23 protein-coding genes are annotated in these 24,986 nt (G+C 36.7%); 5 read left to right on the top strand and 18 right to left on the bottom strand.

Annotated features, from left to right (window positions below; translation table 11 throughout):
• The first annotated feature begins 11 nt into the window (after positions 1-11).
• On the top strand, positions 12-527 hold the full coding sequence (locus tag IGL28_RS03015) for an LURP-one-related/scramblase family protein (protein WP_438843889.1): 516 nt from the start codon (positions 12-14) through the stop codon (positions 525-527).
• A 165-nt stretch (positions 528-692) separates the two neighbouring features.
• On the opposite strand, the gene IGL28_RS03010 is transcribed toward IGL28_RS03015, so the two are convergent.
• From IGL28_RS03010 to gloA2, 5 genes are all read right to left on the bottom strand, one after another.
• On the bottom strand, positions 693-2,687 hold the full coding sequence (locus tag IGL28_RS03010; protein ID WP_438843888.1) for a collagen-binding domain-containing protein: 1,995 nt from the start codon (positions 2,685-2,687) through the stop codon (positions 693-695).
• Positions 2,688-2,973: 286 nt separating this feature from the next.
• Positions 2,974-3,537, bottom strand: a complete 564-nt coding sequence (locus tag IGL28_RS03005; protein WP_010719873.1) for a GNAT family N-acetyltransferase — start codon at positions 3,535-3,537, stop codon at positions 2,974-2,976.
• Between the two features lie 52 nt (positions 3,538-3,589).
• Positions 3,590-3,769 carry a hypothetical protein gene (locus IGL28_RS03000; protein WP_010738307.1) on the bottom strand — a complete coding sequence of 60 codons (180 nt, stop codon included), beginning with the start codon at positions 3,767-3,769 and terminating at the stop codon, positions 3,590-3,592.
• A gap of 77 nt (positions 3,770-3,846) precedes the next feature.
• Entirely contained in the window at positions 3,847-4,365 is a 519-nt protein-coding gene (locus IGL28_RS02995) for a hypothetical protein (protein ID WP_010719875.1), read from the bottom strand.
• 92 nt (positions 4,366-4,457) lie between these two features.
• Positions 4,458-4,838 (bottom strand): SMU1112c/YaeR family gloxylase I-like metalloprotein, encoded by a 381-nt coding sequence (gene gloA2, locus IGL28_RS02990; protein ID WP_010719876.1) that lies wholly within the window; start codon positions 4,836-4,838, stop codon positions 4,458-4,460.
• A gap of 285 nt (positions 4,839-5,123) precedes the next feature.
• Between gloA2 and pnuC the strand changes: the two genes are divergently transcribed.
• Positions 5,124-5,882 (top strand): nicotinamide riboside transporter PnuC, encoded by a 759-nt coding sequence (gene pnuC, locus IGL28_RS02985; protein WP_010738309.1) that lies wholly within the window; start codon positions 5,124-5,126, stop codon positions 5,880-5,882.
• 153 nt (positions 5,883-6,035) lie between these two features.
• Here the strand turns inward: pnuC and IGL28_RS02980 are convergent, their stop codons facing one another.
• The 4 genes from IGL28_RS02980 to IGL28_RS02965 form a co-directional block, all read right to left on the bottom strand.
• Positions 6,036-7,331: a hypothetical protein gene (locus IGL28_RS02980; RefSeq protein WP_081127850.1), complete on the bottom strand. Its 1,296-nt coding sequence runs from the start codon at positions 7,329-7,331 to the stop codon at positions 6,036-6,038.
• Between the two features lie 90 nt (positions 7,332-7,421).
• Entirely contained in the window at positions 7,422-8,066 is a 645-nt protein-coding gene (pcp, locus tag IGL28_RS02975) for a pyroglutamyl-peptidase I (protein ID WP_010738311.1), read from the bottom strand.
• Positions 8,067-8,121: 55 nt separating this feature from the next.
• Positions 8,122-9,066 carry a DUF979 domain-containing protein gene (locus IGL28_RS02970; protein WP_010719880.1) on the bottom strand — a complete coding sequence of 315 codons (945 nt, stop codon included), beginning with the start codon at positions 9,064-9,066 and terminating at the stop codon, positions 8,122-8,124.
• Position 9,067: 1 nt separating this feature from the next.
• The gene (locus IGL28_RS02965; RefSeq protein WP_010719881.1) at positions 9,068-9,754 is read right to left on the bottom strand and encodes a DUF969 domain-containing protein; all 687 of its coding nucleotides are present in this window, start codon (positions 9,752-9,754) and stop codon (positions 9,068-9,070) included.
• Between the two features lie 471 nt (positions 9,755-10,225).
• Here IGL28_RS02965 and IGL28_RS02960 point away from each other — a divergent pair, with 471 nt between their 5' ends.
• The gene (locus IGL28_RS02960; RefSeq protein ID WP_010719882.1) at positions 10,226-10,546 is read left to right on the top strand and encodes a DMT family transporter; all 321 of its coding nucleotides are present in this window, start codon (positions 10,226-10,228) and stop codon (positions 10,544-10,546) included.
• A gap of 162 nt (positions 10,547-10,708) precedes the next feature.
• Here IGL28_RS02960 and IGL28_RS02955 read toward each other — a convergent pair whose 3' ends face one another.
• A complete protein-coding gene (locus tag IGL28_RS02955; protein WP_438843887.1) occupies positions 10,709-12,133 on the bottom strand; it encodes a basic amino acid/polyamine antiporter in 1,425 nt (474 codons plus the stop codon).
• 208 nt (positions 12,134-12,341) lie between these two features.
• On the opposite strand from IGL28_RS02955, the gene nrdI reads away from it, so the two are divergent.
• Complete coding sequence (gene nrdI, locus IGL28_RS02950) at positions 12,342-12,791, top strand: class Ib ribonucleoside-diphosphate reductase assembly flavoprotein NrdI (RefSeq protein ID WP_081127846.1); 450 nt, start codon at positions 12,342-12,344, stop codon at positions 12,789-12,791.
• 628 nt (positions 12,792-13,419) lie between these two features.
• Positions 13,420-13,821: a hypothetical protein gene (locus tag IGL28_RS02945; protein WP_010738313.1), complete on the top strand. Its 402-nt coding sequence runs from the start codon at positions 13,420-13,422 to the stop codon at positions 13,819-13,821.
• Between the two features lie 295 nt (positions 13,822-14,116).
• On the opposite strand, the gene IGL28_RS02940 is transcribed toward IGL28_RS02945, so the two are convergent.
• The 8 genes from IGL28_RS02940 to glsA form a co-directional block, all read right to left on the bottom strand.
• On the bottom strand, positions 14,117-16,105 hold the full coding sequence (locus IGL28_RS02940; protein WP_081127844.1) for a glucose PTS transporter subunit IIA: 1,989 nt from the start codon (positions 16,103-16,105) through the stop codon (positions 14,117-14,119).
• A gap of 13 nt (positions 16,106-16,118) precedes the next feature.
• Positions 16,119-17,015 (bottom strand): N-acetylmuramic acid 6-phosphate etherase, encoded by an 897-nt coding sequence (gene murQ / locus IGL28_RS02935; protein ID WP_010738315.1) that lies wholly within the window; start codon positions 17,013-17,015, stop codon positions 16,119-16,121.
• A complete protein-coding gene (locus tag IGL28_RS02930) occupies positions 17,002-18,078 on the bottom strand; it encodes a DUF871 domain-containing protein (RefSeq protein WP_081127842.1) in 1,077 nt (358 codons plus the stop codon). The genes murQ and IGL28_RS02930 overlap by 14 nt, the downstream gene beginning before the upstream one ends.
• A gap of 440 nt (positions 18,079-18,518) precedes the next feature.
• Positions 18,519-19,076, bottom strand: coding sequence for a histidine phosphatase family protein (locus IGL28_RS02925; protein WP_438843886.1), 558 nt, complete (start codon positions 19,074-19,076; stop codon positions 18,519-18,521).
• 86 nt (positions 19,077-19,162) lie between these two features.
• Entirely contained in the window at positions 19,163-20,659 is a 1,497-nt protein-coding gene (locus IGL28_RS02920) for an Lsa family ABC-F type ribosomal protection protein (RefSeq protein WP_034699765.1), read from the bottom strand.
• 349 nt (positions 20,660-21,008) lie between these two features.
• Entirely contained in the window at positions 21,009-22,130 is a 1,122-nt protein-coding gene (locus IGL28_RS02915) for a glycerate kinase family protein (RefSeq protein WP_081127838.1), read from the bottom strand.
• Between the two features lie 213 nt (positions 22,131-22,343).
• Positions 22,344-23,789: a hypothetical protein gene (locus IGL28_RS02910; protein ID WP_081127836.1), complete on the bottom strand. Its 1,446-nt coding sequence runs from the start codon at positions 23,787-23,789 to the stop codon at positions 22,344-22,346.
• A gap of 262 nt (positions 23,790-24,051) precedes the next feature.
• Entirely contained in the window at positions 24,052-24,978 is a 927-nt protein-coding gene (glsA, locus tag IGL28_RS02905) for a glutaminase A (protein ID WP_010738321.1), read from the bottom strand.
• Positions 24,979-24,986: the final 8 nt, after the last annotated feature.

Genomic DNA, 24,986 nt, shown 5'->3' with positions numbered 1-24,986 from the left:
GAGGGAGAAAGATGTCAGAATTTTTCATTCAAGAAAAGCATCTCAGTCGTGTCACGAGGACTGTTGTTAAAAATGAATCTGGTAAATCCATCTTCTTAATGGTTGGTCGTTGGGGAACAAAAGGAGATGCTTTGTCTCTTTATGCAATGAACGGAAATCTTGTGGCACATATTAAACAAACGACTCTAACTTTCGGAACCCGTTTTGAACTTTATAAGGATTTTAAAAAAGTAGGAACGATGCAAAAAATATTTAACTGGCCCGGGGATTTTTACTATGTACGTCGTCTTCATTGGACAGTTCAAGGAGATATCTATAACCATCAATATCAAATCCATCATTTTAATCAACGAATCATGAAAATGGATAAAGCAACGCTTTTTTCTGGAGATTATTATGTACTTGATATTCCAATGGAAGAAAATGCGCCTATCTGTATCTGTATCGCAGCTGTATTAGACTACTGGTTATACCGTAAAAACCATGACAAAGATACACCTCTTTCTTACCGATTAGACACAAATTAACTTGCTCCTTCTTATAATCAGAATAACTTCAAGAAAAAATAAGCCATCCTCTAGGAAACAAGACCCGCTAGTCAGAACAAACGAACTTAGCAGATACGCTTCATGTAGGAAGGCTTATTTTTAGTTGGCTCAGTCAAACACTTGATGAGCCTTTATTTATTCTTCTTATTTATGCTTCTTTCTTCTCATAAATCCCACAATAACAACTAACACAATAATCATTCCACCAACAATTGCTAACCATTTATTGGAAGCACTATTTGTTTTTGGCAAAACTTGTGAATCTTGATCTTGAAAATCCATTGACCGAGATTCATCGGTTACGTTAGTTGTTTCATTTGTGGAACTGTTAAACTCATTTCTATCTAAATCAGTACCCTTCCCTTGTTGTGGGATGGTGCTATTCATTCCATTTGATTGATTAGTTTTATCATTATTATTAGGATACACCTGATTGGTATCCTCTCCGCTCATACTTGGATCAATATGAAATGGAGTTGGCGTGTCCGTATCACTATTACCATTTGTTGGGTTGCTACTGCTGTCACCACTTGTTGGGTTAGTACTACTGTCACTGCTTGTCGTGTCCGTACTGCTGTCACTGCTTGTCGTATCGGTATCACTGTCACCACTTGTTGGGTTAGTACTACTGTCACTGCTTGTGGTATCGGTACTGCTGTCACTGCTTATCGTATCGGTACTGCTGTCACTGCTTGTCGTGTCCGTACTACTGTCACTGCTTGTCGTATCCGTACTGCTGTCACTGCTTGTCGTGTCCGTACTGCTATCACTGCTTGTGGTATCTGTACTGCTATCACTGCTTGTGGTATCTGTACTGCTATCACTGCTTGTGGTATCTGTACTGCTATCACTGCTTGTTGTGTCGGTACTGCTGTCACTGCTTGTCGTGTCCGTACTGCTGTCACTGCTTGTCGTGTCCGTACTGCTATCACTGCTTGTGGTATCTGTACTGCTATCACTGCTTGTGGTATCTGTACTGCTATCACTGCTTGTGGTATCTGTACTGCTATCACTGCTTGTGGTATCTGTACTGCTATCACTGCTTGTTGTGTCGGTACTGCTGTCACTGCTTGTCGTGTCCGTACTGCTGTCACTGCTTGTCGTGTCCGTACTGCTATCGCTTGATCCAGAATTATCTGGATTATCAGCAAGGAAAATTTCGTTAGGGTCCCAACGATTGGTTGCTGCATTTAGCGTAACATTTTTTCCGATGATTGTTCCATCCATATTTTGATTGGCTGTGACATCTGCTCGTGGCGCAATAATGGTACCTTGAAAAGGTGCATTTATCGCCAAGTTCGTTACATTACTTGGGAAATTCCATGAAATATTTGCGTCAGAAAAATCTTCCGTTTCATGATTTGCTCGATTATTGTAATGAATTTGTGACTGGATCGTGAAATCAGCTGGTGCATTGATGACATTCATAACCAAAATTTTATTTTCAGAATTTACAATATTCAGTGGTGTATTCAATGATAACACTGAAGCATCCACATTGATGATTACAACATCTGAACTTCCCATTCCTGTTACATCAATCGTTCGATTATTCATATCAGGAAAATCACTTGAAAGATAGGTTTTAGCAGGAGTAATCGACATCAAACTTTCCGAAGCTCCTTCTAATTTTGCAAATTCCGTGTCAAAATCAATATAAGTATTCCCAGGGCGATCTTGATAAAGTTCTGAAGCAGATAAATGGTCGATCCTTGAGCCATTCACCACTGCCCGATCATTTTCGATCCCTGTACTAATTGAAGAACCTACAACAAATTTATTTACTCGGTTACTATCTCCCGAAGTAAAGGATGAGCCAATCAAAGAATCAGTTGCTTGAACATAGTTAATTTCTAGTTGGAGGTCACCTGTGATGATATCTGTCCCAAAATTATTGTTTGCATCTAGCTCTTTTGTTGCAACATTACCATTTGTATGCGCGTTTATCGTCGTTTTTTCTTTTGCGAATATATGGAATTGAGAAGCAATCCCTAATATTCCATAATCACCAGTTAAATCATCATAGATGCTACCAGAATCTTGAGGCGTATAAGTTTCCGCTATTGCAGGTAGAGCAACAAAGAGATTTAAAAATAATAGCATAACACCAAATATATTCCCAATTTTACTTCTTAACATTTCAACGGTCCTTTCCTGTCTCCAAGCCCAGTGACGAGCGATAGAGCATATTTTAATACTTAAAAAAAGACCCGTCATTACAGAATAATTGAAAATAAATGAAAAATATTTTCATAAAAAAGAGATTATAACAACTATCATTTAATATATACAACTGACATTTATGAAAACAAAACAAAAAAAGAGTGAAAAACCTTGTTTTCACTCAACATTTTATCAAATAATAGTTACAACAATTTAAATGTCTTTATTAAAAAATAATAAGTTTGATTTAATTAAGAAACCATTAAATTTCCTTTTGCATGTGATCATAAAGATGATCACTGATTTTCCTTTTACCTACTACTTTAAATCCGTGACGTTCATACAATCTTTTGGCGTTAGGATTTTGTTCATCTACACTTAAACCAATAACATTTCGCCCAGTTTTTTTAGCTAATTTAGGTAAAGCTTCAAGTAAGTGTGAACCTATTCCTTGTCCTCTAAAAGCTTCCGAAACGGAAATGGAATCCAAATACCATTCTTTAGGAAATGTTTCTTGATCTACAAATAATTGTTCCTTATCTGTAATTCCATGTTTTTCTAAAATTACTTCTAAGGGTTTATCGATAAATGGCTCTTCTTCATCTGTGTAGCCAAATGCTACACCAGCTATCTTGCCATCAATTTCTTCAACAATTCCTCTTGTATAACTGTAACGATAATCGGGATCCATAATGGCTTCTTCTAAGATTTCAATTGTTTTTTCTTTCCCATACTTTTGTAAAAAAGGTAATTCCATATCATTTAAAATAACTAAAATAAGCGGAGCAATCTCTTGAGCATCCTCTTTTTTTGCAAAACGAATCATTTCATTCTCTCCTTTTTTTCATTCTATCACTGAAAAATAAAGATCAAAAGAGTTATTTTAAATAATCCTCGATTTTTTGGGTAACAAAATAACCATGTGAAACGATGCGAGCAGCTTCTGTCCGGCAATAAGGACAAACGATCGGCATTTCTTTATCAACATGTTCAACTACATTGTTGACTTCTTCATAAGTAAACTTTTTCCCGCAATTTGGGCATTTCATCTTTTCCATAGCAATGACTTCCTTTCTTTTTTACACATTTAGCTTACTCTTATATTGTAAAAAAGAAAAATGATAGCTATTGATTTTTAGGCACGAATCAACAAAACAGATTCTTCATTATCCTCTGCTAATTTGATCTCATAGTATAATTTGTCGCTTTTCATTAGCAAAACCCAACTTCTTACTTTAGCATTGCGCTTTCCACTTTGTTTAACAGCTTCTTTCATTGCCTTTTGAGGAGATTTGCTTGAGTAGATCTTTTTGATGTCAAAGAATGGTTGGTTTTCGGCTAATTTACTCGAACGAACAGCTGGCTTTCCGGTTGTAGGATTGACAACAAGCGTTTGTTCAGAATCTACGAAAAGATATTGAAAGGTATTGTTTGTTTGTTGTTGGACATCCTCTTTTGGTACAAACTGAACCATTTGAACTTTTGTTTTATTTGTTTCTTTTTTAAAGATTCCGACTGCTTTTTTCAGTGAAATTTGATATTCTTGTTCACTAATATCATCATAACGAAACGTAGCAGTCAATAATCCTAACGAAGCCGTTAGCCCAATAAGTATGAGAATAGCTGACCCAAATAAAATTTTTTTCATCTTCATCAGTGTCTCCCTTTTCCTTTTTTTACTAGCATACCAAGATTTTTTATTAAAAAAAATCGAATGACAGAAAGAAAAAGTGACAATTTTGTTACTTATTCATGTAATTCTAACGGCAAGCCATCTGGATCAAAGAAAAAAGTCATTTTTTTCCCAGTAAATGTATCGATTCGAATTGGCTCAGTTTCGATCCCTTTTAAACGAAGCTCTTCAATGACAGATTCAATCTGTTCCACTTTAAAAGCCAGATGTCTTAATCCACATGCTTCTGGATAACTTGGACGTTTAGGCGCATTAGCTACCCCGAATATTTCTAATTCAGCTGTTCCAAGCTTTAAATCTAATTTATAATCTTCTCTTTCCGCACGATAATTTTCACGGATTACTTCAAAGCCTAACTTATCAACGTAAAATTCCCGTGATTTTTGATAGTCAGATACAATAATTGCGACATGATGGATAGCAGATAAATTCATTTTTTTACTCCTTTAATCTTTTATTCTTTTTCATATTTTAACATTTTCTTTGGTCAAAAGTTTTTTATAAAGAAAAAAATGGAAAGTTCACCTACGTCGGTTGACTTCCCATTCTTTCATCAATTCAATGTAAAGTTTTCATGTTTCCAGAAAACAAAGCAAAAAGTATCATAACACATATTATTTTAAATTGAAAGACTAGAAATATTTTTTGAAAGTAATACAATAGGTTGTGTCAACAAATCGAACACATACTATATTTAGTGTTTAAAGGAGCTTTTATCAATGATAAATTATTTTCGCTTTTTAGCACACCAACTCAAAGGTTGGCCTCAACAAAATTACTATCTTTTCTTTTTTAGTCTTGGGTGTCAGATTATGACCCTTGTGAATAGCCCTATTACTTGGTTAGCGGTGATCACTTTTATCGGTACTACACTTGGTGTCTTGTGTATCTTATCAATCAATGCAGCGAAATCTGTTAATGGTATTTTAGGAATTTTATCAGCTATTTGTTTCATCATCGTTGGTTTTTCTGCTAAAAATTACTTGAGTATCGGCGAACAGATCGCCTATATGATCACCTTAGATATCCCTGTTTTATTAAGTAAAGAATGGAATCATAACATGGCAGCAAAAATTCGTAAGTTCAATGGAAAAACATGGTTAGTCGCAATTTTTGCTACGATCCTGGTTTATGCTATTTCAGGTTTCTTGATTGGGCGCTTAACAGACGATCCACGTCCTTGGATCGATGCTATTGCCTTTTCAATCAGTTTGACAGCTGGTGTGATCAGTTTCTTGCGTTACAATAACCAATATTATTGGTGGTTGGCTTCAGGATTAGCACAGATGGTTCTGTGGTACATCTCATTTAGACATGGTTCAGCTAGTTTAGCTATGTTTGTCAATAGTTCCGTTTACCTATTGAATGATGTCTTGGCTTTCACAGTTTCTCCTTGGTATAACCAAAAAGAACGTGAACGAATGCTAAAAATGGAAAAAGAATATGATCAAGAGCATGAAAAGAGTGTGCTGATTTAAGACCGTGCCATGATCATTTTGATCTGAATATAATCGACAGTCTTCTGGTAAAGCATGTTTCGATGTTCCCTTTTTCTTGGTACTTATCTAAATAAGCTAGCTGCCGCCAACAATTGATTGGTGGTAGCTAGCTTATTTTTACCCTATCGACTTTCACAATAGTCTTTTTAATAATTGCTTAGTTTTTGAATTTTCTGTTTGCAAAACTTTTTCTAATTGTTGGAAATATTGTAACGCATGTTCTTGTTCTTTCGATAAGGAATAGTCATTTTCATTTAGTTCTGTTAAAATGGTCATCACTTTTTTCGTTTTCAACTCAACAGCAATTTTATCCCATACTTCCTCGGTGACTACCTTTTTCTGTGACACATTTTCGTTGGCTATCACTGTTTGCTTCATTTCTTTTTCTTTTCGTAAGACCTTCAAGAAACCATTTCTCATGACTCTAGGAATACTATCAAAGAAGCCTTCTGTGAAACCATAACGACAATATTGCTGCCAGATGAAAAGATACACCTCGGATTGGATAAATCGCTGCTTGCGTGCATATTCGGTCATTTTACTCTGTTGTTCTGGAGTTTGTTGGCGTCCAGTTGCTCTTAATTGCTGGATGAATGTTTCAAAGAAGGTCAATGATAGTTGTTCACCCCCGTCAACAGCGATCAACGCCCAATCTTTTTGCAAAAAAGTTCGGTAATTCGTTAAAAAAGTCTCGACATCTTTCACTAATTCTTCTGAAAAATCTTCAAATAGTTCTTTCTTCCCACGAATTTTTTTAGGGGTTCCCTCTAATTGCGTTGCAATACGTGAGATCTCTTGTTTCAGCGCTTGATAATCAGCAAGATAAATTGGCATATCTGCTTCACGAAAATCCACAACCCTGGCAACTAGTTTTTGATCAGGCAAATAGGGATTTTTTAATTTTCGATTTTGGTAGAGCATAAAACAATATTCTTGCCATAAATCTTCTGGAAACGCCACGTTTTGCTGTTTCAGCCACAATAATTCGTCTAGTGCTAAATCGACTTTAGTCATCCCTTGATTGATAGATGTTGCGATTTGCGGGCTTACGTGTAAATGTTCAGCAAAGTGATTGATCCCTAAAGAAAGGCTCTTGCCGGTCTTTGGTGAATGAACGATATATTGCACTTTTAATTCACGACCGCATTCGCAATATAATTTTTGTTGTCGCCGTTTGGTACGAAAAAAAGGATTGATTTTAAAATCAGAAAAGACCCAATCAGTCGCTGCTAAATAATTTTCTTCTATAAATTGGGAATTGATCAAGTAGCGTCGATGTTGATCAACTAATTGACGTTGTTTCGTCGTCAACTTTTCATAGATTTCCCAACGCTGATTACTTGTATACTGTTTTGATATCTTAATTGGATAGACTTGATTGATTTCTTTGGGATACCATTCTTTAAATACCTTTTGCCAGTCGTTCATTACTTATGTTTCCTTTCAAAAAAAGAATCGACTGGTCTGATTCGACCAGTCGACACAATGATTTGTTTTTCACTACATTATTTGTAAAAATTAGTGAGTTGTTCCTGCATTGCCAGCAATGTCATGATCATTTGTTACGGCTGCTTCTACTGCATAAGTCAAAGAAGCGGCAATATCATCTAATGACATTGATGGTGTGCCTACTGGACGATCAATCACTTGATCAGGTGAAAATGGCACATGGATAAATCCGCCACGAATCGTCGGGAATTTTGTCTCAATCAAGTGAAGCAAACGATACATGATGTCGTTGCAAACAAAGGTACCAGCTGTATACGAAATGTAAGCAGGTAATCCATGTTCATGGACATTTTTTGTCATTGCTTTAATCGGTAAAGAAGTGAAATAAGCAGCTGGTCCATCTGGTTCTAACGCTGTATCAAAAGGTTGGTTTCCTTCGTTGTCAGCAATTCTAGCTTCTGCTAAATTGATTGCTACTCGTTCGAATGAAACAGCTGAACGTCCACCAGCTTGTCCAACACAGATGACGATTTCCGGTTGATGTTCTTCGATTGCTTTTTCCACAACTTGGCTGCTTTTAGCAAAAACCGTTGGGACTTCCACTTTGATAATTTGTGCTCCAGCAATTTCATCAGGCATTTTTTTCACTGCTTCATAAGCAGGATTCACTTTATCTCCACCAAATGGATCAAAACCAGTTACTAGTACTTTCATTTTACATTCCTCCATTATTCTCAATATAAACTAACTATTATTATAGAGTTTTTTCTTATTTAAATAAAATCATATAAACGATTTGGAACACTAACATGAAGATCGCTACGAATAATTGGTTCTTGATTACGCCGTATTTGTCTTTCATCTCTAACATTGCCACAGGCACGACATTGAAGTTTGCAGCCATCGGTGTTAACAAGGTTCCACAGAACCCACAGGTCAGAGCAACCATTCCCACTAGTGCTGGATTTGCGCCGTGACTGAATACAAACGGTGCACCGATTCCTACAGTCATTACCGTAATCGCTGCAAAGGCGTTCCCCATGATCACCGTGAAGATAACCATACCCAATGCATAGATTATAATACCGACATTCACATTACCTTCGGGAACGATTTGCCCGACTGCATTAGAAATAACTGTCCCTACTCCTGCACTTGTAAAAACCGCTCCTAATGATGCCAAGAGCATTGGTAACATACTTAAAGGTCCTACTGTTCCTAGCATATCTGCAGCATCATCTAAGAAAGTAGTTGGTCGATTGTCTCGTGAGAAGAACATCATGATCACCATTGCGGCAAAAACACCGACACCAACACCAACTAATGCGCCAAGCTTAGTAAAGAGTGCGAACAAGATTGCAAAGATCCCAATACTCAATGCCGGAATAAAGATTTTCATTCCTAATTTATCAGACATTTTTTCCATGTATTGTTTAGAAGGTAAGCGACTTTCTCCTTTGCTGACTTTCTTTGCAATCGCTGGAACTGTCATGGCAAAAATCAAAAGACCGTTGACGATCGCAGGTAACCATCTTCCACCAGCAATTACGATTCCTAATACTGTCCAGAAAAAAGCAGAACCGTATCGATGAGGATTCGTTTTATCGTTAATATTTCTGATTCCTGTATAAATCAGAACTAACCCCATGATGATATATAATATTTCTAATAATTTATCCCCTAATAAAATTTCAGGATCTGTAAAAAAGCTCATATTATTGCCCCTTTCCTGAATAATATTTTTTCGCTAATTTTTTCTCTCTTAAGTAGAAATAAATACTTGCAACAATCAGTGCAACGACAGCAACTGGTACTTCAACCAAAGCAAGTTGTCCTAGTGTCACTTCATAACCCAGACCTTTTAAAGTCGATTGAACTAACAACGCACCTGCTCCACCAACGAATAATACTTGACCAAAGAACCAACAAATATTTTCCATCGCAGAAGACATGCCTTTTAGTTCTTCCTCATGTTGTGGATCAATTTCCAGGCCTTTTGATTCGACTGTTCCTAAAGCCATTGGCATGATGATTGGGCGAACAAAACCGGCAACTCCACCAAAGCTGACATTGAACGCTGCAAAGATCATACGGAAGACCCCATAGATATCAATGATCATCCCAGCTGATACTTTCTTAAAGCGCTTAATAAGCGAAGCTGCTGATTCTTTCAAACCATTACGTTCCAGTGTACCTGTTGCCAACATAATAATGATAAAAATAGCCATTCCTCGATTATTGACAAAACTTGTTCCTAAAGTTTCTAACATTCCTTCAATTCCTAAACCGCCTGTCAATGCGGTGACGATCAGTGCGACCATTACGATCAAAATTGAATCTAATTTTAGTGCAAAACCGATAATGACGATCAAGACACCTAAAAGACTAAGATAGTTCTCCATTTGACTTCCTCCTTAAAATTACAAGATATTTTTTTATTATAAATCAAAAAGCCATGAAAATATAGATAAAATCCAATTATCTCATTGTATTTTTTAAAAATTCAGTCAATTCGATAAAAAAATTAGAAAAATCACTTACGATTGAAACAACTCGTTTACAGTTCAAATTTATTGAGATCTTATTTTTGTTAACTAACAAATGAACAAAAAACAAACAAAAACGTGCTTCATTATCTAAAATAACACTTTAGCGTAGGTGTTTTCCTCCAAAAAACGACTTCTAAATCGAATGGCCGATTCAAATTGGTTCACGTTTTAGCTTATCACTACCCTTATTTTTTATTCTGTGTTATCCTTTCAATTAACAAAATAATGACACAACTATCGCCGGGTAGTATTAAGAGGATAAGCATTCCATTAGGTCTTTGGAGGAATGCTACTCCTCTTTTTTGTGTAAATGGAGTGATTAATATGGCATGGTTTGAATTAATCTTAGCGGGAATCTTGGAAGTTTTTTGGTCTACGATGATGAAATGGAGTGATGGTTTTTCTAAATTGAATTATTCTTTCTACACAGTCATTGGCATGATCGCCAGCTTTTATCTCTTATCAAAGGCGATCAAACAGTTACCAATGAGTTTATCCTATCCTATTTGGACCGGAATCGGTGCCGTTGGTTCAGTGATCATTGGTGTCGTCTTGTTTCATGATAAACTGACATTAGCCACTTGGTTTTTCGTTGGCTTATTATTGATTAGTCTGGTCGGAATCAAAATAACGAGTGGACATTGATCCTACATTATCAGGAATGGTTGATCAGACCAAAACAATAGTAGGTGCATGAACACATCAAAAAAAGCCAGATAACCGGTTTTGCTAACGATTCTTTTATTAGAATCATGAATTACCGTTTATTTGGCTTTTTTAATGACTTAATTTAACATATTTGTGTATTTAAACATGTAAAACGCCTGTAGCAAATAGAATCATTGCTGTTAGTCCGATCATTGTGACACCGACTAATAAAAATTTATCTAAGTGAAGATGAGGGATTGGCTCATTTTGTTCTTTCCGGGCTCTTAAATAAAAGAAGATCCCAGGTAAGAAGAGTACTAACACTAACATCACTTCATTGAAAGCAACCACGAGCATTGCCCAGACTTGAAAAGCACTGGCTAAAAAGCCGATAAAGAATTGCCCCCATTCTTTTCTTTGATAAGATAGTTTCATCTGATAAAGACCTAAGAATAACCAAGTAAAGAATATCGCTGCTGTCCCAAGTGTGTAAGCAAAATTATACGCACTATCCGTGAACAATAAAGAAAGTAAGAAAACATTAGTACAAATCGTCGTTAAGACAATAGCATATGTTGGTGCACCTTTTTTATTGACTTGACCCCAGCGTTTCGGTAATAAGTTAGCATCTGCCATATTCCTCATGGTTTCAATCGGTAAAATCGTCCAAGATAACCAGACACCGACAAGCGAAATGATCAAACCGCCGTTGATCAAGATTGCTCCCCATTTTCCTACCATCATTTCAAACACGTAGCCCATCGCTGGCTGTGTTTGGATTCCTTGCAATTCTTTCATTGACATTGTCCCATAAGGTAACATCGAAACTAAAACATAAATGATGATTAAACCAAAAATACCAAGGATCGTTGCTTTCCCTATATCTGATTTTTTCTTTGCACGAGAACCAACCACAGAAGCTCCTTCGATCCCAACAAACACCCATAACATCACCATGATACAGCTCAATATCTGACTAGAAAATGGCACGGGCTGGCCATTCGCACTCAATATGATATCACTAGAAAAATTATCGATAAATTGTTGCAGTGAAAAGGTACTGATTGCTACAACAATAAATAAAAATAGTGGGACAAGTTTACAGATCGTTACAATAGCGTTCACATAACTTGCATTTTCGACCCCACGATTGACTAGCCAAGCATATCCCCATAAAAACAAAGTGCTCATAACGATCGAAGCGATATTCTGACCTCCGTCGAATACTGGGAAAAAGTAACCTAAAGCACTCATTAGCAACGTAGCAAAGGCCACGTTCCCCAACCAACAAGTAAGCCAATAACCCCAACCACTGATAAATCCAGCAAAACGTCCGAAACCAGCTTCTGCATAGCTGAAAATACCACCTTCCAGCTCTGGACGTTTTTTATTGATATTATTGATTGATAACGAGAGCATCAACATAGCTGTTCCAACTAGCACCCAACTAAAAATAGCTGGGGCACCAGCCGATCCGGAGATGTCCGTCATAATACCAAATACGCCACCTCCTATCGCTGACCCAATCACTAAGGCCGCTAGTGGAAACAACCCTATTCCTTTGTTCTGTTGCTCTGTATCCATTTTAAGCATCCTCCAAAATAAACCGCTTTTACCAAAAGTATAACAAATCTTCACCTGTTTTACTTTATTCATAAAAATTCTAATAGAAATATAATTGTAACTATTTTTTTCTAATTATACAAGAATCTTGCATATTCATTTAGGGAAAACCTTTTCCAAAAATTGATAAAAAAATGCTATACTGGAGACAAGAATTGGAGGAAATGTAATGAACATTCTATATATATCGATCTCTGGAAACACACGAGCTTTCGCTAAAAAACTTGCTGAATATGCTGCGAACCAACATGAGTTAAATCCTCAATTACCAGAAATCACGCTAAAAGAAATTCATGAAAATAGTGACTTTCAACAAGAGAGTGAACCTTTCTTCACTTTTGTACCCACTTACTTAGATGGAGGAAATGGGTTAGATAACGGTGATACAGAAATTTTAACAGAAACCATGCGTGAATATCTGGAATACGAAGACAATCATACGCTTTGTCTGGGTGTCGTAGGGAGTGGAAACAAAAATTTTAATAATCAATATTGCTTAACCGCTAAACAATACGCCAGCCAATTTGGCTTCCCTTTTCTCGCCGACTATGAATTACGGGGAACCCCAGCAGATGTTGAGCGAGTATATCGAAAGTTAGTCGAAACAGCTAACCAATAATTTCTAAAAAATTCGATCAAAACATAGAACAGAGAGGAAACTTAGTTGATAAGTTTCCTCTCTATTTTTCTTTTTTTGGCTTTATACTCATTCAGTAATCCGCTTATCGAATATCCTTCATCCATCACTTGCGATTATTTTACATCACAATAGAAGTAAACTGTGCCACCTCCAACACTGTGATTTATTGTGTGAACTTGTTAGGAAGCTCTGGCTAAGATAAAACACTCGTCATCCACATGATGCCCCATTCATAGACTTCCGTTATAAAAAGTTATCGTATCAGATTCTAATTCTATTTCAATGGATCTCCCCTTCATTTAGATTACTTTTGTCAGAAAAATTTGTTATCAAAAACTTAAACATAGACAGTTCGAAAGAGAATCACTAGTCAAAATGGAAGAAATAAAATTCCCCATACTCTTTTTAAAGCTATTCAGTTCAAATAATCTTAATATAACCAAGCATACTGCAAACGTTAACTTAACAGAACAAAAAGGAAAAGGTATAATAAAAATAGAAATATCCATATTTTTTATATGTTATTTTATATTTTTTTGACACTAGATTATAAACAAGGTGGTGAAAAAACATTAAAAAAAAGAAATTTCTTGTTGTGTTATTTTCAATGTTTTATTTATTATTTTTAGGTGCTTGCAAGCAAAAGAATGATCCTGTGGTTTCTTTAGAAGAAGTCGATAAAGCAGTGATTTTTGTTAAAGATGACGAAGGAAAAGAAAAAAGTTGGAAAGCTACAGACCCCAATTTTTTAAAAACATTAATAGGAAACCTTAATGTTCTGTTTAATAAATCGGATCAACATGCTCAACGTTATGATATGAAACTGACATCAAAGCAAAAAAGATTCAACTATCAAATAAAGTTTTATAAAAACAATAATGTTGTACAAGAGATTCAGATTTCAAAAGTAAATAAGGTAACTATAGACAAAGAGGAATTCATGATTGGAAAAGAGAAAGAAAACGAACTAGATAGTTTGAAAAATCATTTATTACTTGTTGCTAAATAGATAGGCGATGTTGGGACAATCATCTACCAAAAATGAAATAAGCCTGATTTTACTTTTAGTACATACCATCAAAATCGGGCTTATTTTACTATTCTAGCCACTTTGTCTTCGTGTATTTCTTCTAATTTCTCCAATTGAACTTTTAGCTTGGTTCACCAGTGATTTATCGTCTTAAATGAATCAAACTGTTTCTCTTACAATTATTTTTCCCTCTTATTAATCATAGAAAAGAGCCTGAGACCGCACTTGGTCCCAGGCTCGAATTTTCTTTATTCTTTATCTGTTTTTACTTCGTTCAATTTTTTGTAGCTTCAACAGTCATGACCTTCGCTTTGGCTTTTGTCTCACCTGTTTTTTCTAAAACGAAATTTTTTACTTTCTCCATATTGGTAATTAAAACCATCATCGAAGTTTCTTTACCGGCAGCTTTGATTGCTGCTAAATCGACTTGAGCAACAAGTGTATCGGGTGTCACCAGCTGACCTTCTGTTACCTTCACCTCAAATGGTGCACCACCAAGGTCAACTGTATTGATTCCCATATGGAGTAACACTTCTAATCCGTTAGCGGTTGTGATGCCAATCGCGTGTTTAGTGGGGAACACTGAACTGATCGTTCCACTTACTGGTGAATAGATCTGACCATTGATTGGCTCAACAAAGTAACCTTCTCCCATCATTTTTTGAGCAAATACGGGATCACTTGCCTTTTCAAGTGACTTAACTACTCCATCAGCTACAGCAGCTAATGAAATTTCACTTGTGCTGACTGCTCCTGTATTTTCCGTCATTGGTGTCATTTCAGTTGTTGTTTCTTCAGCTAATTCTTCTTTCTCCAATTGCTCTTTAGGAATACCAAAGAAGAATGTTGCTAGGAAACCACCTGCGTAAGCAGCGAGTAACCCTAAGACATACCCTAACCATTTTCCATCTGAAATCAATGGGATCAAAGCAGCACCAGAAGGCCCGATCGCAATAGCACCTACATTTCCAATCATCCCAACAACAGCACCACCAATACCACCACCGATACAAGCGGTAATGAACGGACGTCCTAACGGCAGTGTCACACCGTAGATCAATGGTTCACCGATTCCTAAGATTCCTACGGGTAACGCACCTTTGATCATTTCAGTCAATTCTTTATCTTTTTTACAACGAACCCACAATGCTAATGCTGCTCCGACTTGTCCGGCACCAGCCATCGCCAAAATAGGTAATAATAGTGTTTTTCCTGTTTCATCAATCATTTGGACATGGATCGGTGTTAAGATTTGATGCAATCCGAACATAACCATCGGTAAGAATAGTGTCCCCAAGACAAATCCTGAAAAGGCACCACCTACACCTAATACCCAGTTGATTCCGCCAACCATTCCATCTGAGATGAAACCAGCGAGTGGCATGATGAAGAAAATTTCGACTAAGCCAATAGCAATCAATGATAATGTAGGGGTAACAATAATATCAATGGAATCTGGTACAACTTTATGCAATTTCTTTTCAACGATTGCTAATAACCAGACAGCAAAAATAACTCCTAAAATCCCACCTTGACCTGCAGCTAATGCTTCACCAGTGAATAAGTTTTTAAGTGGCGCTTCTGGATTCATGCCTGTTAATAAGACTACCGCACCGATAACACCACCAAGAGTTGGTGTTGCACCAAAAACTTGAGCTGCATTGATCCCTGTATAAATCACTAAGAAACTGAACATACCATTTTTTAGAATGTTCATGATATCAATGTATTGTTGCCAAGTTGCTGCATCTAATGTACCCGCTGTCACTAAGTTTGCTAGTACCGCAGCAATCCCTGCCACGATCCCAGTACCGACAAATGCTGGAATCATAGGGACGAAAATGTTCGAAATATCTTTCAAGATTGATTTGATTTTTGATGGTTTTTGTTTATTTTTTTGAGCAGCTTTCATCGCTTGCGCTCTCTCATTTACCAAATCTTTTCCTGAGGCTGACGACTTATCAGAAGCTCTATTTCCTGAAGAAATCTGTTCTCCTAATTTTACACCTGCTTGATCTACCATCGTTTGTGCTACTTTGTTCACTTTACCAGGACCGATGATCACTTGCAGTTGTTCGTCCTCAACAACGCCTAATACACCAGGTATCGCTTTCAATTTTGCAACATCGACAAGCTCATCATTAATGATCTTCATTCGAACACGGGTCATGCAGTGGACAATGCTTTCGACATTGCCCATTCCGCCTACACCAGCATAGATCCGCGTTGCTAATTCTTCTAAAGTCAATTCATTTTTAGCCATTGGTTCTTCCCCCTCATAAGGTTCCTTTTACAAAGCCGTTTGCTTCAACTAATTTTTCTTCTGCTGTCGCTTTATCACTATTGGTTAAAATCATCACGATCGCTAATTTCACATTTTTATCTGCTTCATTAAAATACTTCTCAGCGGTTTGATAGTCAACCTCTGTTGCTTGCATAATGATTCGTTTTGAACGCTCAATCAATTTTTCGTTGGTCGGTTTCACATCGACCATCAAGTTATTGAACACTTTGCCAATCCCGATCATACTAATTGTTGAGATCATATTCAAAATCAATTTTTGTGCTGTACCAGATTTTAGGCGAGTTGAACCGGTTAGAAACTCAGGTCCTGCATCAACTTCGATCGGATAATCGGCATGTTGACTGATTTCAGCATTTTTATTACAAGAAATTGTAGCAGTAGTCGCACCGATTGTACGAGCATAATCTAAACCGCCAATCACATACGGTGTACGACCACTTGCGGCAATCCCGATGACCATATCATTTTCAGTTAATCCTAAGTTTACTAAATCTTCTTTCCCTAACTCTAAAGAGTCTTCTGCTCCTTCAACCGCAACTGTCATGGCTGCTTCACCACCAGCAATCAAGCCAATGACCATCTCAGGTTCTACACCAAATGTTGGTACACACTCTGCAGCATCTAGCACACCTAAACGGCCACTTGTACCGGCACCCATGTAGATCAATCGACCACCTTGTTGGAAAGATTTAATCGTCTGTTGGATCACTGGTTCGATGCTAGCCAATTCTTTTGAAACGGCTTCGGCTACTTTATGATCTTCTTGGTTCATTAGCTGAACTGCTTGGGTAACACTCATTTCATCAAGTCCAAATGTTTGTTGATTTCGTCGCTCTGTTGTTAGATTTTCTAAATTAATTTGCTTCATTTGTTTTTCCTTCTCTTCTAATTATTTTAAAATTTACCCCTGCACGGATTTGCTCAAGTAGCGGTAACTCGGCTTCGCTTATTTGAGCGACCCGATTCACTTTTTCATCTGCTGGTAAATCCTTTTTAGTTATTTGAATCTCCCCCATGTAACGAAGATATCGTTCATTATCTAAAGTAATCGTTCCTTTTGCTCGTTCTTTCGTATCACGAGGAGGAATTTGAGGGATGTTTCTAAACCGTGCATCCGCACTGCGGATAACATCTCTTGCCTCATCTTGCCGATTCATATGGTTTCCTAAAATATACTCGTAAAACTGGGCATCAATTACTTCAGCATGTAGTAAAATTGTTTGTTCTCTTTGATACATGGCAAATTGTTCTTGAACTTCTTCTGAAAGTCCGCCATCACCGATATAAATCAAATCTGTATCGCATGACATCAAATCTAGCGCAGCAGCTAAAGGATGGACATGTCGATGACTTTCTAATGTAGGTAAACCTTGATATAACGGACCACGTAAGGCTTCGTCGCCTGCCACAAAACCTTGGATTGTAAAGCCTTGTTCTTTTAGCCAATGATTTTTTTCTTGATACCATTTCCGATCTAATCCAGTTTCGGGACGCGGATAGTAATTATGCCATGCTTCAAGTTGAGAAAAATCTGCATTAGCGACTTGTAATTCTGTGACATCTTGTGAAGTGATCGTGCTGGCGTTTAAACTGATTTTGATTTGATGGCTCCAATTCGCAATTTGTTCATTTGAAAGATGATAATCCATTCGTAACCCAGTAACGCCAATCTTTTTTAATGGCTCTAAATCTGCCATCGAAAACCCAGCATGCTTTAAAGCGTCTCCAGAAATATCTACCATTAGATCCAATTGATTTTCTTTGGCACATTCGCCTAGTTCTGTTAACCGTTTTTTATATAAACTAGCATCATCTTCAGGAATATGCATAGAAGTAAATATCCCATCAAACCCATTCTTTGCCATCTTTTGGATATAAGCTTTTTTTTCTATCGTTAAAGCTTCATTCATAAAGATCGAAAAACCAAACATCTGTCTCCCCCTTACGCGATGTATCCGTATTCATTTCTATGAACAGAGTATACCTCTTGTGAAATAAAATTTCAACATTTTTATAAAAATAAATTAATTTTATTTCTAAAGGCGTTTTCGTTGATTGATAATGATAGGCGATTTCAAAGATTAATGGCTAATTATATAACTAAAGAAAGAACGACACACCGACTAAAAAGTGTTTCATGCGCTGAATGACAGAACAAAAATACGCATCAATCATTGGTTCATTCTGACCTCTATTTGATTTTATACAACTCATCAGTCCTTATTGACAAAAAACCACGTAAATAAACGGAAGAATGACAAAAATAGCAAAAACTATTTTTGGATTCTTCCGCTTATCGTTTTCAGAAATCAACTATTTTTTGGATTCATGATACGAATGTTTGACTCCGCTGCTACCCGCCAAAAATGAGTTAAGACTTTATAGTGTTCAGCTCATGTTTACTAGGAAAAGTAACTAATTCCGTATTTTCAACAAAAAAATCAAAGAATGTCTCATTTGGCATAGGATGGAAATAAGCGTTCATGATACGAATCAACGCATTATGACAAACTAATAGGTAGACATTCTCTTCATCAGCAAGACATTCTTCGATAAATGGAAGAACTCGAGCATAAACATCTAACACTGATTCACCATTTGGAAAACGCACCGCAAATTCTTGTCGTGCTTCTTGAAAGATTGTTTCATGACTTGGCATCCCGTCGTATTCCCCAAAATCCATTTCGATTAATCGTTCATCTACTTCCATTGGCAAGTGAAGTTTATCGGCAACGGCTTGCGCTGTATCTTTTGCACGTTGTAAAGGGGAATGGATAATCTTCGTGACTGGGATTTGTAATTCTGAAACTTTTTCAGCCAATTTCTCCGCTTGTTTTTGCCCTTTTTCTGTTAACGGGGCATCCGCTCTCCCGCAGACCCGTTCTGCTGCATTCCAAGTTGTCTCGCCATGTCTAGTTACATATAACATTATTCAACGCTCCTTTGTTTGTTCTGGCTCGATTGTAACATAACCAATGAGCAAAACAAGTTTCACTACTTATTGATGACAATGAGTTATTTGAGTGAAATGAGTCGATCAGCTATTTTATTTAAGAAGACTTGGTCATGATCCACAACCAACATTGCAGGTTTAAACGATAAAATCAGTTGCTCCAACTGGACTTGATTGAAGACATCTAAATAGTTCAACGGTTCATCCCAAATATATAATTCCGCTTCTTGAGAAAGCGACTTGGCTAGTTCAACTTTTTTGCGTTGCCCCATACTCATCTGTTCAATTCGGTTATGAAAGACTTCTCTTTCCATCCCTAACTTGCGGAGATTATTTAAAAATGTTTGATAATCAACTTTTTGCTTTTCTGCAAATTCACTGAGCGTACCGCGATTATCTTCATAATTCTGACGCACGTAACTGATCGTTAGTTGATTAGGCTTATGGATCGTACCTGCAGTTATTCCATCAAAATCGTCTAAAAGATAATGGATGATCGTAGATTTCCCTATACCGTTTGCCCCTGTCAACGCCACACATTCGTTTTGGTCAATCGTAAAATTAACGGGCGAAAAAAGCAGCTGTTGATACCCCAGTTGTAAATTCTCCACAGTCAGCAATCGTTTATGATGTGTTTTTTTGACATTCATTGTCAAAGGCTCTACATATTCGATATCCTTCAATAATTTTTCTTTTTCCCCGATTTGCGTTTCCATCCGATTCACGATTGCTTTCGAGCGTTTCATCGTTCGAGCGGCATCCGCACCAATTGCACCACGATTCACTCTACGATTTTCGGTATCGATAAACCCAACGCTTTTTTTCGTCTTATCTCCCTCACGAGATCGGGACCACTCTGCTTTTTCTGCTGCAGTTTTCTTCAAGCGCGTGACTTCTTTTTTGATTTTTTCATTTTGGGCAATCTCAAACTCATTTTTTAACTGCTTTTGCTCTTCATATACTGAAAAATTCCCCTGATACAGTTCTAATTGGCTTTTTTCAATGGCTAATACATGATCGACCACTTCATCGATAAATCCGCGATCATGGCTGATCACGATAAATCCTTGATTTTTTTTCTGCAAGTAATTAGCTACTTGTTTTCTTCCGACTAAATCCAAATGATTCGTCGGCTCATCGATCAAAGGAAAATGCTGATCATCAACAAAAAGCAGCGCTAAGAGTACTTTTGTTTTTTCACCACCAGACAGTGTGTGAAATGGTCGCCACAAAATCTCTGGGTCAGTTTCCATTAATTGTAGTTCTCTTTCGATTTCCCAAAGTTCGACATCAGCTATCTCATTCAACGCATCATAAGTAAATTGTGCTTCTTCTCCAATTTCTTGAGGGAAATAGTTAAATTCTTGCTGATGGATAATCTGTCCTTGATAAGGTAGTTTATCTTGTAAAATGTTCAATAATGTCGTTTTTCCACGTCCATTCCGACCGATCAATCCTAATTTCCAAGTGGTATCAAAATTCAATGTAGCTTGATCAAATAAGGGTAGCACTTGATTGTCATAACCAAAAGTTAAATTTTTAATTTCTATCTTCGACATTTATATCCTCCTATAAAAAAGACCAGTCCTATTTTCAGAACTGGTCGCCAAAGAAGGGATACAAAAAGAGACCCCACCAATGAAAACTCGCCAATTCTGAAAATCTGCCTGCTATTTTTTATTGAGTAAGTGTTTTTCACATTAAATTCTGCATGAACAAGCTTCAACGGGCAATCGTTAGACCGTTTCTCTTCACTCAAACATCGTGATTAATGTAATTTATGCACTTTTCTCATTAATAAAATAGCCTTAATGCAGCTTTCAATCATTGACTTAGTTTTTCAATGGCAAGATCCCTCACTTCGCTTTATTTGTCATTAGGTTAACATAATTATTTTTAAACTGTCAACTAAGATAAATCATCTTCCACTAATCGGCTGAGATTATGTGTCATAATCGCTACTTTTTCGAGGGTTTCTTGACGATCTAAGGCTTTTTTCAATTCAATCGGTCCTAGCTGGATACTAAAAACACTTGGCAGAAATTCATCTAATCGTCCAAGATTTTTTTCGCGACTGCCACATAACGCAATAACTTTTTTTCCATGTTTCTTTGCCAGTTTAGCTACACCATATGGTACTTTCCCATTGATCGTCTGCTGATCGATTCGTCCCTCACCTGTGATCACGAGATCTGCTTGTTTGATGGCTTCTTCTAAACCGATCAGTTGAGCAACAAGTGAAAAACCAGAAACCATTTTACCCCCGACAAGCAATAACGCTCCACCGATTCCACCAGCAGCCCCACTTCCAGAAACAGCATTTAAATCAATATTAGTCGTTTGTTTTATCTGTTCGGTTAAATTCGTTGCCTGTTTGTCAAGAAATGCTAAAGTTGTTTTTGTACCACCTTTTTGCTTACCGTAAATTTGAACTGCTCCTTGTGGGCCACTGTAAAAACTTGTCACATCAGCAGCAACTAGCAATTGAACCTTTTTGAATTTTTCACGGCTTTTGCCCCACTCGATTCGTTTCGTCGTCAGCAGTGGATTTCCCTCTGTAGCCCCAACTAACTTGGCTCCTAGCGACTGCAACAGACCTAAGCCACCATCTGAACAGCCACTCCCACCTAATGTGACAATCACCTGATCAACCTCTTGTGTCAAAGCATCTTTCAAAAGTTCTCCCAAGCCAAAGCTAGAAGCTGATCGAATCGTTTGATCAGTTGGCTCCTTTAATAAATCAAGACCGATTACTTCAGTTGATTCAATCACTGCCAGGCGTTTCCCCGCATAAACTGTGAGTAAATATCTGCAACTTACTTTTCGAAAAAGCAGATCTACCCCTTCGATTACCCGCCATTGACCACCTAAAGCATGATAGATCGCCTCTGCTGTTCCTTCTCCTCCATCAGCAATCGGGCGATTGATTTTTTCTCCTTTTTTTGAAAACCAGCCGTTCAAAGCTGCTTGATTTAATTCAAACGATGAGGCACTTCCTTTAAATGAATCAATGGCTGCTAAGATCGTCATTGTCGTTCCTCCTCTGTACGTTGCTCTCATTACTAGTAAGACATGTTTCTCTTTTTTTGACAACCAATACAAGTTGAAAATTTGCAAAAAACAATACACGGATGGGGCTAAACAATTAGCGAGGCTGTTTTTCATAAATAGAAAAGTGACGTTCAAGAATTCACTTCCTTCTTGAACGCCCACCTTCGATTATTGCTATTTGATTCTTGCTATTTATAAGTGCTTTTTATTTGAAACAATCGGCCATGCAGAATTAAGCTGCTCATATTTCCTATTTAAAGAAATTGGTATAACTCTCGTGTTTTCAGTGTCAAATCCACATTGATATACAGTGTAATCACAATACACGATTCTTTGCGTAAAATACAGGCATTCATCTGGTAATTCTTCTAACGAATGATAAATCATTGGATTCAGTTCAGTATATTCATTCATTTCGGACATGAGTAGTTCACGATAAAAAATTTGCTTTACAACACTAGGAGCCACAATGAAAATTTCATTAGGTTGTTCTTCTTTTTCGTCTGTAATCAAGGTCATACTTTTAACAAATTTTCTGATCAAGTTGTGATTCCATCTTACTTTTGGATAGTATGCTTCTTTCCAATCATTGAGAATAACTATGATATCCTCATACAGTTTTTTTTCTGCAGTATTTAATAAATAGATTTGATCAGGGAGAAATACTTGACCATCTGCCCAGATCGTACAAATAAACTGTAAAAATGATTTTTTTAAAATAAAATCATTTTTACAATTTTTGTCAATTCTAGTTACAATTTTTTCGATTAGATCATGGAGACAAGGTGTGTTTTCAATGAGATTGGTATAAACAACTTCAAAATCTTTTTTCAATAATTCCATATTTTCGTTCGTATAATTCCGTGTGTTAAATAACGAAAAAATATAATACACGTCTTCTTGTATATCTAAATGTTCTTTTTGTTCAGCTAACCCTTGGCTAACAATATGAAATAAAGGCTTTTCTTCAGCTGACTTTTTATCTTCTTCATCAAAATAAAGAGGGTATTCTTTACGTCCAATCGCTATTTCAATTCCTCGAACAATCAAAAATCTTTCTTCCTCAGAATATCTTCGTTTGAAAAAATGTGTTTCGACAAAATCAATCAATTGATAACAAGCATCCATTACTTGATGATTTTTATTTTCATACCCTTCCCAATTAATGTATCTTACTAAGGAAAGTAAAAGATTTCGCACGTCAAATTCAGGAATGACAATTTGTTTATTTTTTAAATAGGAATTAGCTTTAAAGAAATCTAAGACTGTCTTTTTGATCGTATAAACTTTACTTAAAGAGATAAACTCAAGATCTGATAATTCCGTACTAGTGAATTGCCCTCTAAAATAATAACTTAAAAATTTTAAAAAATACGATTGTCCATATAAGAACTGTGTTAACTCTGATAATTCAATGCCATGTTTAAATGCTACCCTATAGATATGCTTTTCTCGCTTGCTGTCTTCGATACAATATTCTAAACATTCGGTAATATTTTCAAGATCATGTAACACCGTGGGCATTGTCACACCCAACATTTTAGCTGCATATTCGATATCTATTTCTTGAAATTCAAATAACTGCTCGCAAAGATAGACTTTTCTCGAAATATTCCGCTCAATGTAATTTTCCAACATGCCTTTTACGCTCCTCTAATTTATATATATACTTATTTAAACATATTACTTAAAACCCATTTTTTTTATTTCCTCAAAAGGAAAGCGTTTACAAAAACAAAATAAAAAAGTCTGAGCTGGGAAAAAGCTTCTTCCCAGCCCGAACAAACCAATCATCAACTATAAATAAATGACAGTGAAATATTTTTTTGATCGAGTAAAAAAGATTCAACTAAGGAGGGATCTGTCTTTCATCATTCTGCTTAATACTTTCTCGCTAATTTTAGTCAAAAATATCAACATCGAGTTTTTCGACAACATCTTTTAAGAGTTGGATTCCAGCTGCGCTATTACCAAAAGCATCTAATGCCGGGCTGAAAACACCCATGCCATAATAATTAGGAACAGCTACCATTAGGCCCCCACCGACACCACTTTTAGCTGGAACACCGACATGAACAGAAAATTCCCCTGATTCATCGTACAATCCTGCAGTTGTCATAATTGATTTGACAATCGTTGCGCTTTCTTCTGTAATGATTTGTTGTCCACTCCAAGGAGCAATACCTTTATTCGCTAATACAGCGCCTAACTTTGCAATCCCTTTAGCAGTCACATTTACTGAACATTGTTTAAAATACACATCGAGGATTTCCGATACATCTCCGTCGATCATTTGATTACCTTTCATGTAATAAGCCAATGAGCGATTAATATCCCCAGTTCTTGATTCAGAATGATAGATTTCTTCGTTCAATGTAATTTGAGGATCATCACAAATTTCTTTCATAAAAGCTAAAATACGATTGAATTTGTCCTCTGGGTCTTTTCCGGCAATCAAAGAAGTGGTTGCAATCGCACCAGCATTCACAAATGGATTCATTGGATGATGACGATGATTGAGTTCCATATTCAAAATCGAGTTAAAAGCAAAACCTGTTGGTTCTGTATTGATCGTTTGAAAGACTTTATCGATGCCATTATCTTGGATGGCTAATAATAATACAGGTACTTTTGACATGCTTTCAATCGCAAAACGAACTTGCGAATCACCCGCTTCGATTAATTGATTTTTCTTCAAATCATAAATTGCCATTCCTAATTGTTCCGGATTTACTTGCGCAAGCGCTGGGATATAATCTGCTACATGTCCTGTTTGATAGTAGTGGAAATTTTTCCCAATCAATTGTTCTAATTCTTTGACATCCATTTTAATGA

The organism is Enterococcus sp. AZ077 (assembly GCF_051714965.1).
Taxonomy (GTDB): domain Bacteria; phylum Bacillota; class Bacilli; order Lactobacillales; family Enterococcaceae; genus Enterococcus_B; species Enterococcus_B hirae.
Note: the sequence above shows the minus strand (reverse complement) of the source record. Positions and strands in the feature narration are given on the sequence as shown.